This window comes from Streptomyces sp. NPDC005266 (assembly GCF_040607655.1).
Taxonomy (GTDB): Bacteria; Actinomycetota; Actinomycetes; order Streptomycetales; family Streptomycetaceae; genus Streptomyces.
Genome location: NZ_JBEXHC010000001.1, coordinates 199,610 through 216,656, shown reverse-complemented (window position 1 = coordinate 216,656; position 17,047 = coordinate 199,610). Strand labels below are relative to the sequence as shown.

Sequence of the window (17,047 nt, the reverse complement as noted above, 5' to 3'; positions counted from 1 at the left end):
CCGTGGATGAAGCGGTGACAACGCCGGCCGGATCGGGCTTGAGTGAAAAGGCCCTATTCACCTGGTTCGCATCACGACCGATCGCTCAAGCCCGTGCTGCCGTCCTGACTGCACTCCTGCCTAACAAGAAAGACTTGCATGAGGTGGTCTGCGACGCAGTAACCGCGGGAGATACAAAAACTTTTGAATACCTCGCAGCGCAGATTCGCGAAGACTACCCGCAGGCCCCCCCGGTTGTTCTTGACATGTTCTCCGGGCGAGGGATTATCCCCCTCGAAGCGTCGCGCCTTGGTTTCACCACGGCCGCGATTGACCTCAGTTCGGTAGCTACGCTAGCCACCAAATTGCTCACTGTCTATCCCATGCTTGATTGGAGTGAAGAACCTAGCCTGCCCTTCGAATCAGAGCAGGTGCATGACTCGGAAGCAAATGAACCCCAACTTTTCCAGGGGGAGGAATCAGAGGATCCTCGGCTAGTCTCAGATGTTCGATCTCTCCTCTTCGAAGTTGGCAAGAGGGCGGCCGAAGCAGTAAAGGATCTCTACCCGAAGAGCCCTGATGGTAGCGTTCCCTGGGGCTACTTGTGGGCAGTTTCTATTCCGTGCGATAACTGCGGCGTACGATTTCCGCTGGTTGGTTCTATGGCTCTCCGTCATCCGTACAAATTCACAAGTGATGAGGGGCAAGCGTTTCGACTAGTGCAAGACGGTGATCGCTGGCGTGCAGAGGTACATGATGGGTTGCCGGAAGAGCACCCCACCTTTTCCTCGGCCACCGGGCGCCGAGGGAAGAGTGCGCGCTGCCCGAACCGGGGGTGCGGTCATCTACACACACTGGACTCAGTCAAAGCAAAAGGATTTGCTGGCCAGTATCAGGATGAGCTGTTGGCCGCTGCTGATCTTGTGCAGGTTCCAGCTCCTACCAAGCGGAATCCCAATCGGACAGTTGAGCGGAAGGTTTTCCGTAATCTCACCCCTGCTGACCGTGAAGCTATTGCCCGAGTTGACGAGACGGCGGCACGCCTATCGGCGGTGGGGGGAATTAGTGCAATACCGGACGAATACATACCGGAGGGTAACGCAAGCCAGATTGACGCTTCTGGGTACGGGTTTAATACTTTCGCATCTCTGATGGTCAAGCGGCAAGCCATCTATACAGCCGAACTCGTAAAGGCTATTCGTTCTTGCCACGCTGATATGATAGGCGTCGGTATTTCATCATCCTACGCACTTGCCCTGGCCTCATATGCGTCGGGCAACCTCGTGCGCAAGCTACGCCGGTCCGGCCGCGGTTGTCGAGTAAACAAGCACGGGAAGCCTGATGGTAGCAAGCAGAACCGTCTCGACGCCCACGATATTTTCGCCAATGAAAGCGGCATCACGTTCGCCTTTGATAGCTTCGAAACCGGACCAGCGGCGGGACCAGGAACTTGGGGATCTGTTTCCAAGAGCGGTCTCGTCCCGTTGACCAAACATGTTCGAGGAATCCCTAGCTTTGCCGTTCCTGCTCGTGTGCGGAGGGGTTCCGCCTTGGCGCTTCCGTATAGAGATGGCAGCGTGGACACCGTAGTCACCGATCCGCCGTACTACGAGATGATTGCCTACAGTGATGTCTCGGACTACTTTTATGTTTGGCTTCGGCGAGTTCTATTCGACCTGGACCCAGATCTATTCGCTGAGGGAAGTCTGCAGAACAAGACTGACGAGGTAATTCACAAACCGAGCACGGTCAAGACTGAGCACCGGACACGTGAATTCTATGAGCAAAGCCTTTCAAAGGCATTTAGCGAAGCGAAGCGAGTGCTCAAGCCGGACGGTCACCTCGTCGTCGTTTTCGGGCATTCTGACCCTGACGCTTGGCTTCGCCTGCTGTCCGCCCTACATGCGGCTGGCTTCGTCGTCACAAGCTCGTGGCCTAGCCGCACCGAGTCCAGCAATACCGGAGTGGCCAGCATCAAGGTCACAGTGACGATTGGGTGCCAAGTTGCGGCGCCAGTGCGACCAGTTGCGACTGCGGCAGAGGTTGACCGGGAGGTCACCGAGGCGGTCAAGGCGGCGTGCCGGGAATGGGATCGCGACGGGTTGGCACTCACGGACCAACTCATGGCGGCCTACGGCCCAGCGATGGGTATCTACGGCCGCTACAGCAAGGTTCTCAAGCCTGACGGCGCCCACGCTCAACTTGACCGTTACCTTAACCTCGCCCGCACTGCCGTCCGTGATGCCACCGCGCTCAAGCTTGATGAACTTCCTTTGGAGACCTTCGATGCACCGACGAGATTTGCCGTGTTCTGGCAGCGTCTTTATGGGCGCACCGACGTGCCGAAGGGAGAAGCGCGTTTCCTTGCCCAGGCCGACAATCTCCGCCTCGAAGAGTTGCGCGGCTCGCTGCTGACGGAAAGCAAAAGCGGATTCAGGCTGCGACTTGACTCGCCCAGCACTGTCTCACCTCGCTTGTCAACATTTGAGGTGGTCCGCGCCATGGCTGCCGCTTGGGGGGAGGGTGGCACAGAGCCCGTGGCGGCGGTGATGGCGCAAGCCGATAGGCAGCCAAACGACGCGCACTTGTGGGCGGTTGTTAGCGAGATCAACGCTCAACTCCCAGCAAGTGACGTTGTGGCCAAGGCCTTGACAGCCATCCACCGTAACGCCGGCACTATCGGCAACCTTGTTCATCGTGTCTCCGAACACGCCAAGGTGGAAAACGCCCAGCTCGTCATCACCGACTTCCCGGAGGCCAATTAATCATGAGTGCCCGGACCAACACTAAGCACTGGGCGGACGTACTTACTCTCCGTCCCGAGGTCCGCGCCTCTGATGGCTCGGTCGGCGAGTTGCAGATGTCGCTACACAAGGCGGTCTACCAGACTGTCGATGTGCCCTACCGCAAGGTGGATTACTACGTCGATATCACGCAACCGACCCCTAACCTGATCGGTTTCTTCGGCCAGGTGGCGCGTCGGCTTGGCACGGACGACGACACCACCGCATTGTTCCATCTCGATCAGGGGATGGGCGGGGGTAAGTCGCACGCTCTCGTCGGACTGCACCACATGGCGAACAAGCCTGCAGAGTTCTTTAGCACTGAGTTTGGTCGGCTCATCAAGGAAGAGGCCGAGTACGCCGGGGCCGCGGTTGACCTTGCTGGTTCTCGCGTCATTACGTTGACGGCCGACTACTTCTCCCCTGGGAGGCCCAGTGAGACCTTCGGGCCGGCCATCAACCTGTTTGAACGGTTCATCTACGCCCTTGTCGGCGGTGACCTGGATCGGTATCACAGTTACGTAGCCATGGGCCCTAATAAGGCGACCATTCAGCGGGCACTCACTGATGCTGGATGTCCAGTGCTTATCCTGCTCGACGAGCTGATGGATTATGTTCTGGCGTTGTCTGACGCACAGTACGTAGCGACCATGCCAGGGGAAAAAACATTCTTGAATTCCCTCATGGATGCCTGCGACGACGTGCCGCGCGTGGCGTTCGTTGTCGTAATGATTCGTTCCGAACTGGACGAGCGTGGATATCCTTTTCAAGCCGAGGACTTTCGCGATTATGTCGCTCAGCGCCTGGTAAGGAATGGCACTACAGTTGCAGTGACCGAGGCGCAGGATTTTGCCTCCATCATTCGCCGACGACTTTTCGAAGTCCCGGCCGCCCGTAACCTGCCTACGGAATCGCTCGCTTCGGAGTTCATCCGATGCGCCGAAGGTGCCTGGTGCGAATCGGTGTTTGACAAGCTCGGCGCTAATCGGGGGACTGCTGGCCTTAAAGACCGAATTGCCGGCAGTTATCCGTTCCACCCCGAGCTCATGCGACTGGTGCGGGATGAATGGGCTCAGGTACAGGGCTTTCAAAGGGTCCGGTCGACAGTGGCCATCTTCGCTCGTACAGCGCTGCACTGGGTGACTGAGCACAAGGCAGGACGTTGGGCGCCGGCTCTTATCGGTGTAGGTGACATTCCACTCACCGTTGCCCTTGAGCAATTGCTATCGTCGGGCTTGCTTCTCGGTAACGACCGAGCGGTTCAGGGGTATCGAGCCGTGGCTGGCACAGACGTCACGAGTACTGACGGCACGGGCGGACGTGCGGTAAATGTGGACGCCGTGCTAGCGGGAAATGGCGTCAGTCTCGGTCAGCCGGAGCCAGCGGTCCGAATGGCTACTGTCCTGTTCTGCTACTCGCTTGTCGGCCGCGCTCAGGGCCGGCGAGGTGCCACGAAGGCCGAGTTGCTCGCTGCTGTGTTCGAGCCCTCGGCTTCGGGTGCGCCAACGTTTACCGCTGCCGAGGAAGTTTTTAACGCTCTTACTGGGGATGAAGGGTTGGGAGCCCTCGAGGTCACCACTCCGCCCAATGCGCCGGCCCGGTTCTATCTATCTATCAAGCAGACGCTCCGCATGTACTTCACTGCCGCTATGGCCCTAGTGAAGCCAGAAGAGCGCGACGATCTGGTCTGGGAGTACGCGCAGAAACTGACGAGTAAAGGGCCTTTTGAGGAGGTCGTGCATGTTGAGCGACCATCCGCCGAGAACGCAGACCTGGAAGCGATTTTTGACGGCGTTGACTCGAATTCGAATCGCCTAGTAGTTCTTGATCCTCGCCGTTGGACGCTTCTCAACGGCCGCGACACTGCTAGTCGTGCCGATATCGAAGCGCTGTTGGGACTTGGTCCGAAGGCCTTGCGTGTGGACAATGCCGCGAGCTGCGTTGTGGCTTGCGTCAACACCCAACGCCGCGATGTCGCGCGGAAGCGCGCTGGCGAAGTCCTCGCATGGAAATATGTCCTGAGGCAAATCGACGACGCCGATGATGAGCTCGCCGACGCCCGCACGAAGCTGAGTGAAGTCGAAGGGAAGCTAAGGCAAGACGTGGCTAAGGCGTTCCAACATTATTCTTACTTGCTGCGCGCTGGAAGTCTAACGATCGAGTTCAAACGTTTCGACGATGACAGTCGTAGTTCTCTGCGCGGCGAAAATGTTTGGGCGCAATTGGTCTCTAATGGGCGTGCGACCGTGGCTGGTGGCCTTGCTGCAGATTACTTGGCTGCGCTACTTGAGGGGTTTGATCGAGATCTGACCCTTCGTGAGGTCGTGCAGGCATTTTACAAGAATCCAGGTTTCCCTCTGGTGCCATCGACTGACGAAATTCGTCGGGTAATATTTGACCTCGTCACGGACGGTTGGGAGCTGGTTGACGCCGACGGGAACCATCTAGACGTCTCCTCGCCGGGCCAGATACCAATTAACTCGATCAACCAGACTCTACGTAGGCGTGCCCCCGAGCCGCCTCCATCCGGGACGCAGGGGGAGCAGGTTTCTCCGACGCCGGACACCGGGAGTACGGCTGGCAGCACTTCAGGCCACTTCAGCGCGAAGCAGTCGGCTTTGCCCGCTGCCTCTGAAAGGCCAGTTGTCTCAGCGGCGACGAGTGATCCGAAGGTCTATAAGCGTTACACGGTGGCACTGGCCAACCGTAGTATTACTTCGGCGGCAGGCCGCGAGCAGGTATGGCAACTGTTGCGAGAATTGGCTAAGACTCTCGACCCGGCTAACCCCGCGAGCCCTGATCATCAACTGATCAACATGCAGCTAACGCTGACCACGCTCGATGGAGATCAAGGCGCTCTTGTGGAGAAATCGGAACAGATTGGCGCCAGGGTGAGCATCGAAGATGATGATTTCTGATCTATCGCAGCGGGCTCCGCGGCGCCTGTACGGCGTGGTCGCGTAGCGCCCAAACGATCCACGTCCGTATCTTGGATATGGCAAGGCCCCCTCCTCGTGCGGTGAATTCCAGGGGTCGTCGCAACACGTGATCACTGACGTGTGCCGGCGAGAAGTTTAGACAGACGCTCGGCTGGGGTCCCCCAGTCGAGCGTCTTGCGTGGGCGGCTGTTGAGTTCGGCGGCGGCTGTGTCCAGGTCCTCACGGCTGTAGCGAGACAGGTCGGTGCCCTTGGGGAAGTACTGCCTGAGCAGGCCGTTCGTGTTCTCGTTTGAGCCGCGCTGCCAGGGGCTGCCGGGGTTGCATAAGTAGACCGGCATGTTGGTGGCGGTGGAGAAGTTGTGGTGGCCTGCCATCTCGTTGCCTTGGTCCCAGGTCAGTGACCGCCGCAGGTGAACCGCCCCGGGTTCGGTAGAGATCTCAGATTGTGGTTGTGACCTGGGGTTTCGTGGATTCCATGTAGTGGTTGGCCTCGTACTCGACGGGCGGAACGTGGCCTATCTCACCGTGGAGGCGCCGGTGGTTGTACCAGTCGATCCACTCGGCGGTGGCCAACTCGACCTGGGAGAGCGACTTCCAGGGACGCTGGGGCTTGATCAACTCGGTTTTGTACAGGCCGATCGTCGATTCCATCAGGGCGTTGTCATACGCATCTCCGACTGATCCAATACTCGCCGCGATGCCGTCGAGGTGTTCGGCGAGCTTGAACGATGTGTACTGGCTGCCGGCATCGGAGTGGTGGATCAGCTGCTCGGGAGTGTGCGGGCGGTCCTCGCGGTCGCGCTGCCACAGGGCCATCTCCGGTGCGTCCAGGACGAGTTGGGTCTCTTTGGAGGTGGATGCGGACCAGCCGACGATGCGCCGGGAGAAGGCGTCCACGACGAAGGCGACGTAGACGATCCCGCTCCAGGTGGCGACGTGCGTGAAGTCGGCGACCCAGCAGCGGTTGGGGGCACTGGCGACGAAGTCGCGGTCGAGGAGGTCCGGGGCCCGCCCGGCGGCCGGATCGGTGATCGTCATGATCACCTTCCTGCCGCGGACGGCGCCGGTGATGCCGAGTTCGCGCATGAGGCGCTCGACGGTGCAGCGGGCCACGGCATGCCCCTGCCGGTTCAGCTCGCGCCAGATCTTCCGGGCCCCGTAGACACGGTAGTTGGACGTGTAGACCTCTTGGATCCGCTCTTTGAGTTCCTCATCGCGCACGGAACGGGCGGAGGGGGAGCCGAGGCGTTTCTTGTGGGCGTAGTACGTGGAAGGGGCGATCTTGCAGTCGTGCTCGGTGAGCGTCCTGCAGATCGGCTCGACGCCGCCGAAGCGGTCCCGGTGCTCGTCGATGAACGCTACGAGCGTGTGTGTGGCCGGTCGAGCTCGGCCGCGAAGAAACTAGCCGCGGCCTTCAGGATCTCGTTGGCGCGCTTGAGTTCGGCGTTCTCCTTCTTCAACGCCTTGAGCTGGGCGGACTCCTCCGTCGTCGTCCCCGGACGCGTCCCCGCGTCGATCTCCTGCTGCTTCACCCAGTTCCGCAGCGTCTCGCGGGAGCAAATGTCGAGCTTCTCTGCCACCGCCTGCAAGGCGGCCGTCTCGGTCGGATAGTCGTCGCGCACCTCGGCGACCATGCGCACCGCACGACGGCGGAGCTCAAGCGGGTAACGGGAAGGTCGTGCCATGACTCGATCCTTTCATGAAATCGAGTCTCCATTCGAGCCGGGGCGGTTCATCGGCCGGTGCAAGAGGTTGACCGCCGTGTCGTGGTCAACCCTCGGCAGGCGCGTGAGTTGCTGACGGCGGTGACGTACGTGGGCGGTTACGAGCGGGCCAGTGGCCGACGGCTGCGGGCGTTCTTCGGCGTCCTGTACTACGCGGCTGCGCGCCCCGGTGAGGCGCTGGGCCTGCGGTCGTCGGATTGTGTGCTCCCCGAGAAGGGGTGGGGCCGTATCGAGCTCCAGGAGACACGTCCGACGGCAGGGAAGGCGTGGACCGATTCCGGCGAGGTGCACGACCGGCGGGGCCTGAAGCAGCGCGACGATGGCGAGGCGCGTCTCGTGCCTATCCCGCCGCCGCTGGTCCGGCTGCTCCGGGAACACCTGGAGGAGTTTGGGACGGGGGACGATGGGCTGCTGTTCAACAGCGAGCGGGGCAACGTCGTAGCGGCGTCGTCGTACTCCCGCGTCTGGAAGGCGACGCGGGAACTGACCCTCCTACCCGGACAGGTCTCCTCGGTGCTGGCTGCTCGCCCGTACGACCTGCGACACGCTGGCGTCTCACAGTGGCTCAACTCCGGCGTCCCTGCTCCAGAGGTTGCTTCGCGGGCTGGCCACTCGGTGGAGGTGCTGCTCAAGATCTATGCCAAATGCATCGACGGCCAAGAGGCCGAGATGAACGATCGGATTATGAAGGGCCTCGGTGAGGAATTATAGCGAGGACTAACGTCATCTGATCGAGCCGAGCCCCGGAGAGATCCGGGGCTCGGCCGCGTGTTGCTCCCCTCTCAGAGCTGCTGCCTTGACCGTGCCGTATAATGCGTGGGTCCTGGGGGGTGAGGATCGTGGCGCGTGGCACGGTGAAGTGGTACAACGTCGAAAAGGGATTCGGGTTCATTGCGGTAGACAATGGAGCCGATGTCTTTGTGCACCACAGTGCGATCGATATGGATGGCCGCCGGGAACTTGAAGAAGGCCAAAGGGTTGAGTTTGAGATTTCGCAGTCAGATAAGGGGCCTCAGGTTGATGAGGTAAAGGTCGAGACTGGACCTGAACCAGACGCCCCTGGGGAATCTGAGGAAGTGCTCGGTATCGAGCTTCTGGACGGCGAGCTGAAGATCGTCTTAGTTCAGCCGGATGGTAGCGTCAAATTTGTTGACTCGCCTGGTCAGTTGCACAACCTGCTCTACGTCGCCTCGCTGGAGGCCGCGGGGTGGAAGTCTCTGATACAGGAGCTCGAAGAGCTCATTAACTCCCCTACTACCTCTGAGCAGGATCTTCAGAAATTCTTCGAGAAGAATCCAGAGTTTCTTACTGGCGATGCATACGAAGAGGCGCATCCTCACGTTGTGCTCCAGAGGGAGAATGATGGGCCGCTCATTCCTGACTTTGCTCTCAAGCCGAGGAATTCTGCCGCGCTCTGCGATTTGCTTGAACTTAAATTGCCTAAGGCGAAATTATTGAGAGTGAGCAAGAATCGTGTGCGCCTTACGTCTGCAATTATGGAGGCGTGTGCACAGTTGAGGGAGTATCAGTCGTACTTCGAAGACGTTGCCAAGAGGGCGGCTGTTGAGAAGGTCTACGGACTTCGATTCTTCAGGCCTAGGATGATGGTCTTGATAGGGAAGCGCAGTGAGTATTCTGCGACCGACCTCAGGAATGCGGAAACGGATGTCTCGAATCTTGACATCGTTACCTATGATGACGTTCTTGAGCGGGCTCGAGCTCGATTTCGGCGGCGCTAGGTCACGGCTGCATGCGAGTCCCCGAGGAGCCCTGTCGGGCCTGCGTGTGTCGACACGCAGGCCACCCAGGTAGGGGAGTAGGGGAGTAGGGGGTGGGCTCTGCGGCTTGCGGAGCTCACTCCGTGGTTGCCCAAAGTGGCCCCTGGTCTGCGGAAGGTTCATCAAGATCATTACGTGGTCATTACGTGATCACTGGCATGGGGCTGCCTTCGGTGGCATTCGGCCGCACACACGCGAAGACCCCGCACTCAGCGTCGTGGCTGATGGCGGGGTCTGCTGACACCTTTTGCGAGGTGCCCCCGGCAGGATTCGAACCTGCGCACACGGCTCCGGAGGCCGTTGCTCTATCCCCTGAGCTACGGGGGCGGTGTCGCTGTTGTTTGCGGCGACGGGTAGAACCCTACCAGCTCGATCAGGGTGGTCATGAACGCTTATCGAGAGCCCACCGCCGGCGAGGGGAGCAGGGGAGCGGAGGGGCGTATACCGCATGTGGAGGTGGCCGTGCAGGGGTCTGGGGGAAAGGTCCCCCGCACGTGGCGGAAGTGGGCAAAACCCGGACGCGGCCCGGGCTGCGCGCCTACTCTTCAGGATGTGCCTGGCGTGTCCGGCCGGGTCCTTGTCGTCGACGACAACAAGGTCATCCGGCAGCTGATCAGGGTCAACCTCGAGCTGGAGGGCTTCGAGGTCGTGACCGCGGCCGATGGTGCCGAGTGCCTGGAGATCGTTCACCAGGTGCGGCCCGATGTGATCACTCTCGATGTCGTGATGCCCAGACTGGATGGGCTGCATACGGCATCCCGATTGCGTGCTGATCCTCATACGTGTCATGTGCCCGTCGCGATCATCAGTGCGTGTACGCAGTACGAGGTAGACAGCGCGAAGGCTCTGGGAGTCGATGCCTTCCTGGCGAAGCCCTTCGAGCCTGCCGAGCTGGTGAAACTCGTATGGCGGCTGATGAGGCGAGGGGCTGCCGGGGCGGCGGCGCCCGGTGATGCGGAGCCGGTGGTGGGGCCCACCGGCTAGCGCGGGTGGGCCCTGGGGGTCCCGCGTTGGCTGGTGGGGCCCGCCTCCCTCTGATGCGAGCGCGTCCGGTGAATCAGAGCCGGTGCGATCACGCTTCCGGTGTGGTGCCCGTGAGCGGGCTTCCGGTGTGGTGCCCGTGGGGGGTGAGCGCTTCCAGGGCTCTGGGCCGCGTGCCCCCGGCCCGCGCCCGGCCGCCGCGCTCCCGCGTCGTGCCGTCCGAAGGGCGAAACCGGTTCGCGGAGTCACCCCTCCTCTCCCATACGCTTGTCCCGTGACTCCCGCCCAGCTTTCCCGCACTGTGCTGCATACCGTGCGTCGTGCCGTTGAGGACGACGAGCTGTGTGTCGACGTGCCGGAGCGGGTTGTCGTGCGGACGCCGCCGCGGCCTGGGTGTGGGGATTACGCGACCAATGTGGCGTTGCGGCTTGCCCAGGGGCAGGGGAAGCAGGGAGGCGGCAACGGTGCCGCGCTGCGGATCGCGGAGATTCTGCGGCGGCGGCTGGTCCGTGCGCCCGGGATTGCCCGCGTCGACATCGCCGCTCCCGGGTTCCTCAACATCACCCTCGAGGCCACCTCCCACGCCCAGCTCGTACGGACCGTCCTCTCCCAGGGCCCGGAGTACGGGAGGGGGGAGGGGCTCGCGGGGGTACGGGTTTCCATGGGGCGCCCCGATGAGGTTCGTGGGGCGCTTGTCGCGCATGTGGTGCGGGGGCTTGTGCTCGCCTGCGGGGGAGAGGTTGTCGACCTTTCCTGCGGGGGAGAGGTGGTCGACTCCTGCCAGGGAGAGGTGGTCGACTCCTGCGGGGGAGAGGTGGTCGACGGGGCTCCGCCCGCCGTGCGGGCCGCCGGAATCTCCGGCCGTGACCTCCTCACCGCCCTCGGGTCCGATGCCGCCCGCTGGGCGCTGCTGCGGCCCGCCGGCCATGATCTCCCCGATCTCGATCCCGGGCGTCTGCTTTCCCAGCGGGAGTCCAACCCGCTCTTCCGGGTGCGGTACGCCCATGCCCGGGCCCGGGCGCTCGGCAGGAGCGCGGGTCGGCTCGGCGTACGGGCCGAGGTCGTATCCCCCGGCCTCGGCGTAGGGGCCGAGGCCGGGGGATACGACGGGGGATACGACCATCCCGCCGAGGTGGGTCTGCTCGCCCTTCTCGGCGACTTTCCGCGGACGGTCGAGGCCGCCGCCCGCCACCGTGCCCCCGATCGCGTCGCCCGCCACCTCGAGGCGACCGCCGACGCCTTCTTCCGCTTCCATGACGCGTGTCCGCCCCTCCCGCGCGGCGAGCAGAAACCCTTGGCCGTTCACCGCTCCCGGCTGGCCCTTGCCGAGGCCGCCGGGACGGTGCTCGCCAATGGCCTTCACCTGCTCGGCATCAGCGCCCCCGATCATCTGTAAGACGCCGCAGGACGTGAGAGAGACAGCATGAGCCGTTCCGCCCACCCCGCCGGGCCCCGCCACGCCGATGTGCTTCCCGAGGGGCACTACGCCGCGCCGCCCGCCGATCTCAATGAGCTCGACCCGCGGGTCTGGTCCCGTACGGTCTCCCGGGATGCCGAGGGCGTCGCCACCGTGGGAGGGATCGACGTCAAGACGCTCGCCGAGGAGTTCGGGACGCCCGGGTACTTCCTCGACGAGGAGGACTTCCGGGCCCGCTGCCGCGCCTGGCGCGAGGCGTTCGGGGATGACGCCGATGTGTTCTACGCCGGGAAGGCGTTCCTCTCCCGGGCCGTCGTGCGCTGGCTGCACGAGGAGGGGCTCAACCTCGACGTCTGCTCCAGCGGCGAGCTGGCCACCGCCCTGGCCGCCGGGATGCCGGCCGAGCGCATCGCGCTGCACGGGAACAACAAGTCCGCCCAGGAGATCGAGCGGGCCGTCGAGGCGGGGGTCGGGCGGATCGTGCTCGACTCGTTCCAGGAGATCGCGCGGGTCGCGCACACCGCGCAGCGGCTCGGGAAGCGCCAGCGGGTGCAGATCCGGGTCACCGTCGGCGTCGAGGCGCATACGCACGAGTTCATCGCGACCGCGCACGAGGACCAGAAGTTCGGGATTCCGCTCGCGGGCGGGCTGGCCGCCGAGGCCGTCCGCCGGGCCCTCAAGCTCGACGGGCTGGAGCTTGTCGGCATCCATTCGCACATCGGGTCGCAGATCTTCGACACCTCCGGTTTCGAGGTGGCCGCCCACCGCGTGGTGGGGCTGCTGAAGGAGGTCCGGGACGAGCACGCGGTGGAGCTGCCCGAGATCGACCTCGGCGGTGGCCTCGGCATCGCGTACACCTCGGACGACGACCCCAGTGAGCCGGACGACATCGCCAAGGCGCTGCGCGAGATCGTCCACCGCGAGTGCGACGCGGCCGGGCTCGCCGTGCCGCGGCTGTCGGTCGAGCCGGGGCGGGCGATCGTCGGGCCGACCGCGTTCACGCTGTACGAGGTGGGGACGGTCAAGAAGCTGCCGGGGCTGCGGACGTACGTGAGCGTCGACGGGGGGATGTCCGACAACATCCGCACCGCGCTCTACGACGCGGAGTACTCGGTGGCGCTGGTCTCCCGCTCCTCCACCGCCGAGCCGATGCTCTCCCGCGTCGTCGGCAAGCACTGTGAATCCGGCGACATCGTCGTACGGGACGCCTTCCTCCCCGCCGACCTGGCGCCCGGCGATCTGATCGCCGTGCCGGCCACCGGCGCGTACTGCCGCTCGATGGCGAGCAATTACAACCACGCGCTCCGTCCGCCCGTCGTAGCCGTACGGGACGGACAGGCGCGCGAGATCGTCCGCCGGGAGACGGAAGAAGATCTCCTGCGGCTCGATGTCGGTTAGCGAGAAATAAATCTCGGATACTGGACCTGGGATAGGAATTTCCGTCCAGTGCATGAGACTGGTGCACCACCACGATGGATGAGAAGTGAGGTTGGATGATGCGTACGCGTCCGCTGAAAGTGGCGCTGCTGGGCTGTGGAGTGGTCGGCTCAGAGGTGGCGCGCATCATGACGACGCACGCGGACGACCTCACGGCACGCATCGGCGCCCCGGTCGAGCTGGCCGGGATCGCCGTGCGGCGGCCGGGCCGGGTCCGCGAGGGGGTACCGGCCGAGCTGGTGACCACTGACGCGACGGCCCTGGTCAAACGCGGGGACATCGATGTGGTCGTCGAGGTCATCGGCGGGATCGAGCCCGCCCGCACCCTCATCACCACCGCCTTCGAGCACGGCGCCAGCGTGGTGTCCGCGAACAAGGCGCTGGTCGCCCAGGACGGCGCGGCGCTGCACGCCGGCGCCCAGGAGCGCGGCGCGGACCTGTACTACGAGGCGGCCGTCGCGGGCGCGATTCCGCTGGTGCGGCCGTTGCGAGAATCGCTCGCGGGCGACAAGGTCAACCGCGTCCTCGGCATCGTCAACGGCACGACCAACTTCATCCTCGACCGGATGGACGGAAGCGGCGCCGGCTACAGCGAGGCGCTCGACGAGGCCACGGCCCTCGGATACGCCGAGGCCGACCCGACCGCCGATGTCGAGGGCTTCGACGCCGCCGCCAAGGCCGCGATCCTCGCGGGGATCGCCTTCCACACCCGGGTCACCCTCGACGATGTGCACCGTGAGGGCATCACCGAGGTGACCGCCGCCGATATCGCCTCCGCCAAGCGCATGGGCTGCACCGTCAAGCTGCTCGCGATCTGCGAGCGGGCCGCCGACGGCCGGTCCGTCACCGCGCGGGTGCATCCGGCGATGATCCCGCTGACCCACCCCCTCGCCTCCGTGCACGAGGCGTACAACGCGGTCTTCGTGGAGGCCGAGGCCGCCGGTCAGCTGATGTTCTACGGGCCGGGGGCCGGCGGCTCGCCGACCGCCTCGGCGGTCCTCGGTGATCTCGTCGCCGCCTGCCGCAACAAGCTGGCGGGCACCACAGGACCGGGGGAATCGGCGTACAGTCGGCTTCCGGTGAGCCCCATGGGCGATGTGATCACGCGCTACCACATCAGTCTGGACGTCGCCGACAAGCCGGGCGTTCTCGCTCAGGTCGCGACAATCTTCTCCGAGCACGGAGTGTCCATCGATACGGTCCGCCAGCAGGGTAAGGACGGCGAGGCTTCCCTCGTCGTCGTGACCCATCGCGCGAGCGACGCCGCCCTGTCGGCGACCGTCGAGGCGCTCCGCCGGCTCGACACCGTCCGCGATGTCGCCAGCATCATGCGGGTCGAGGGCGAGTGACCGCAGTGGAGAGCGGGTGGAGCGACGTGCCCAGCGGGCGTACCGCGCATCAGCGGGGCCGGGAGTAGCAGGGGAGTAAAGGAAATCATGAACGCAATCGCCGACGCCGGGCCCCGAATGTCCGGCACCCGTCAGTGGCAAGGCTGGCGGGGGATCATCGAGGAATACCGCGACCGCCTGCCGGTCAGCGGGACGACCCCCGTCGTCACTCTGCGCGAGGGCGGCACCCCGCTGGTCCCCGCCCAGGTGCTCTCCGACCGCACGGGCTGCGAGGTCCACCTCAAGGTCGAGGGTGCCAACCCCACCGGGTCCTTCAAGGACCGGGGCATGACGATGGCCATCAGCGCGGCCAAGGAGGCCGGCGCCAAGGCCGTCATCTGCGCCTCCACCGGCAACACCTCGGCCTCGGCGGCGGCGTACGCCGTACGGGCCGGGATGGTCTGCGCGGTGCTGGTGCCGCAGGGCAAGATCGCGTTGGGCAAGATGGGCCAGGCCCTCGTCCACGGCGCGAAGATCCTTCAGGTGGACGGCAACTTCGACGACTGTCTGACGCTGGCGCGCGGGCTGTCCGAGAAGTACCCGGTGGCGCTGGTCAATTCGGTGAACCCGGCCCGTATCGAGGGGCAGAAGACCGCGGCCTTCGAGATCGTCGACATGCTCGGCGACGCGCCGGACATCCATGTGCTGCCGGTCGGCAACGCGGGCAACATCACCGCCTACTGGAAGGGCTACCGGGAGTACGCGGCGCCCTTCGAGGGCGAGGCGGCGCGCGCCTCCCGCACGCCCCGGATGTGGGGGTTCCAGGCGTCCGGCGCGGCCCCGATCGTGCGCGGTGAGCCGGTGAAGGATCCGAGCACCATCGCGACCGCGATCCGCATCGGCAACCCCGCATCCTGGGCCTTCGCCGAGCAGGCGCGGGACGATTCGGGCGGCCTCATCGACGAGGTGACCGACCGTCAGATCCTCGCCGCCTACCGGCTGCTCGCCTCCCAGGAGGGCGTCTTCGTGGAGCCGGCCTCCGCGGCGAGCGTGGCGGGTCTGCTGAAGGCCGCCGAGCAGGGTCTGGTCGACCCGGGCCAGCGCATCGTGTGCACGGTGACCGGAAACGGGCTCAAGGACCCGGACTGGGCGGTGGCGGGCGCGCCGCAGCCGGTCGTCGTCCCGGTGGACGCGGACGCGGCGGCCGTACGGCTCGGCCTGGTCTGACGGCTCCGGCGGGCCGGGGTCCCCGAATCCCGGCCCGCGGGCAGGCCGGAGAGCCAGGCCCGCGGGCAGGCCCGAGAGCCAGGCCAGAGAGCCAGGCCAGAGAGCCAGCCCGGGGCCCGCCTCCGGAGCCCGGTTCGGGCCCGAGGCGTGGCCCCTCCCGGGTGATCTCCTCTTAAAGATCCACTCAAGTGGTGACAGAGAAGCACGAGATCGATGAGGGCGCGCGCAACGCTCCAGTAGAGTGGTCGTGGACGACGGCAGGGAGCGCGACACGCATCGTGCGCCTCCCGTGCGCCCTATGTCGCCACAGAACCTTCCTTCGATAGGCTGTACTGAATCCGCCCCGACGCAGAGCGCTCACCTCTGCGCGGCGTCGCCGTACTTCGCGTGCGCGTCTCTCGCGGTGTTCCGTACCTCTTCGAGCAATCTCACGTCACACAAGGAGAGTCATCGAGCGATGGCCGGTCCAGCGTTCCGCGCCGCCGCCGTCCGAGTGCGCGTCCCCGCCTCGAGCGCCAATCTCGGTCCCGGCTTCGATGCCCTCGGCCTCGCCCTGGGGCTCTATGACGACGTGGTCGTCCGGGTGGCCGACTCCGGTCTCCATGTGGACATCGCGGGCGAAGGCGCCGAGACCCTCCCGCGCGATGAGAGCCATCTGCTCGTACGGTCCCTGCGCACCGCGTTCGACCTGCTGGGCGGGCAGCCGCGCGGCCTTGAGGTGGTCTGCGCCAACCGCATTCCGCACGGCCGGGGCCTGGGTTCGTCGTCCGCGGCCATCTGCGCCGGGATCGTCGCCGCGCGCGCCGTGACGATAGGCGGCGCCGAGAGGCTCGACGACGAGGCGCTGCTGGAGCTGGCCACCGAGATCGAGGGCCACCCCGACAATGTCGCCGCCTGTCTGCTCGGCGGCTTCACCCTCGCCTGGACGGACGCGGGAGCCGCCCGGGCGATCAGAATGGACCCAGCCGATTCCATCGTTCCGGTGGTCTTCGTGCCCGGGAAGCCCGTGCTGACGGAGGCCGCCCGCGGACTGCTGCCGCGCACCGTGCCGCATGTGGACGCGGCGGTCAACGCGGGACGGGCGGCCCTGCTCGTGGAGGCCCTGACCAGGCGTCCCGAGCTGCTGTTCGCGGCGACGGAGGACCGGCTGCACCAGGAATACCGGGCTCCGGCGATGCCCGAGAGCGTGGCCCTGGTGAACCGACTGCGCGCGGACGGCGTCCCCGCGGTCATCTCCGGCGCGGGGCCGACGGTGCTCGCGCTGGTCGAGGACGGTGCGGCCGACAAGGTCGCACGACTGGCGGGTGAGGGGTGGGCCGCCAACCGGCTGGCTCTCGACGCCGGGGGGGCGAGCGTCCTGCCGCTCACCTGACACAGCGGCCGGGGGCGGGCCCCGGGCCTGGGAAATTCGATGTGCCGGTCTTGGAGAGGGGGAATGTTTGTTGGATCCGGTA

10 protein-coding genes, 1 tRNA gene and 3 pseudogenes are annotated in these 17,047 nt (G+C 64.8%); 11 read left to right on the top strand and 3 right to left on the bottom strand.

The genetic code is table 11. The features are described from left to right. Positions 1–2: 2 nt before the first annotated feature. Complete coding sequence (locus ABZU99_RS00965) at positions 3–2,744, top strand: hypothetical protein (protein ID WP_356044319.1); 2,742 nt, start codon at positions 3–5, stop codon at positions 2,742–2,744. A gap of 2 nt (positions 2,745–2,746) precedes the next feature. Further along, positions 2,747–5,680 carry a DUF499 domain-containing protein gene (locus tag ABZU99_RS00960; protein WP_356044321.1) on the top strand — a complete coding sequence of 978 codons (2,934 nt, stop codon included), beginning with the start codon at positions 2,747–2,749 and terminating at the stop codon, positions 5,678–5,680. Between the two features lie 131 nt (positions 5,681–5,811). On the opposite strand, the pseudogene ABZU99_RS00955 reads toward ABZU99_RS00960, so the two are convergent. After that, positions 5,812–6,111, bottom strand: a pseudogene (locus ABZU99_RS00955) (IS30 family transposase); the annotation flags it as partial. Between the two features lie 28 nt (positions 6,112–6,139). Further along, positions 6,140–7,386 (bottom strand): IS3 family transposase gene (locus ABZU99_RS00950; protein WP_356044324.1). Its coding sequence is split into 2 segments (ribosomal slippage): positions 6,140–7,104 and positions 7,104–7,386, totalling 1,248 coding nucleotides; the frame shifts between segments, so codons are not numbered across the junction. A 57-nt stretch (positions 7,387–7,443) separates the two neighbouring features. On the opposite strand from ABZU99_RS00950, the pseudogene ABZU99_RS00945 reads away from it, so the two are divergent. The 3 genes and pseudogenes from ABZU99_RS00945 to ABZU99_RS00935 all read left to right on the top strand — a co-directional run. Continuing rightward, positions 7,444–8,136: pseudogene (locus tag ABZU99_RS00945) on the top strand (tyrosine-type recombinase/integrase); the annotation flags it as partial. Positions 8,137–8,264: 128 nt separating this feature from the next. After that, positions 8,265–8,459: pseudogene (locus ABZU99_RS00940) on the top strand (cold-shock protein); the annotation flags it as partial. Between the two features lie 42 nt (positions 8,460–8,501). Continuing rightward, a complete protein-coding gene (locus ABZU99_RS00935) occupies positions 8,502–9,164 on the top strand; it encodes a Shedu anti-phage system protein SduA domain-containing protein (RefSeq protein WP_356044529.1) in 663 nt (220 codons plus the stop codon). Between the two features lie 294 nt (positions 9,165–9,458). Here ABZU99_RS00935 and ABZU99_RS00930 read toward each other — a convergent pair. Then, positions 9,459–9,530 (bottom strand) — tRNA-Arg (locus ABZU99_RS00930). 225 nt (positions 9,531–9,755) lie between these two features. On the opposite strand from ABZU99_RS00930, the gene ABZU99_RS00925 reads away from it, so the two are divergent. The 6 genes from ABZU99_RS00925 (at position 9,756) to thrB (ending at position 16,965) form a co-directional block, all read left to right on the top strand. Continuing rightward, positions 9,756–10,187 (top strand): response regulator, encoded by a 432-nt coding sequence (locus tag ABZU99_RS00925; protein ID WP_356044326.1) that lies wholly within the window; start codon positions 9,756–9,758, stop codon positions 10,185–10,187. A gap of 271 nt (positions 10,188–10,458) precedes the next feature. Then, complete coding sequence (gene nrtL, locus ABZU99_RS00920) at positions 10,459–11,580, top strand: ArgS-related anticodon-binding protein NrtL (protein ID WP_355951032.1); 1,122 nt, start codon at positions 10,459–10,461, stop codon at positions 11,578–11,580. Positions 11,581–11,607: 27 nt separating this feature from the next. After that, a complete protein-coding gene (gene lysA / locus ABZU99_RS00915; protein WP_355951035.1) occupies positions 11,608–12,999 on the top strand; it encodes a diaminopimelate decarboxylase in 1,392 nt (463 codons plus the stop codon). Positions 13,000–13,094: 95 nt separating this feature from the next. Beyond that, entirely contained in the window at positions 13,095–14,387 is a 1,293-nt protein-coding gene (locus ABZU99_RS00910; RefSeq protein ID WP_355951038.1) for a homoserine dehydrogenase, read from the top strand. Between the two features lie 117 nt (positions 14,388–14,504). Further along, positions 14,505–15,593, top strand: coding sequence for a threonine synthase (gene thrC, locus ABZU99_RS00905; protein ID WP_355951234.1), 1,089 nt, complete (start codon positions 14,505–14,507; stop codon positions 15,591–15,593). Positions 15,594–16,050: 457 nt separating this feature from the next. Beyond that, the gene (gene thrB / locus ABZU99_RS00900) at positions 16,051–16,965 is read left to right on the top strand and encodes a homoserine kinase (RefSeq protein ID WP_355951041.1); all 915 of its coding nucleotides are present in this window, start codon (positions 16,051–16,053) and stop codon (positions 16,963–16,965) included. The last annotated feature ends 82 nt before the right edge of the window (positions 16,966–17,047 follow it).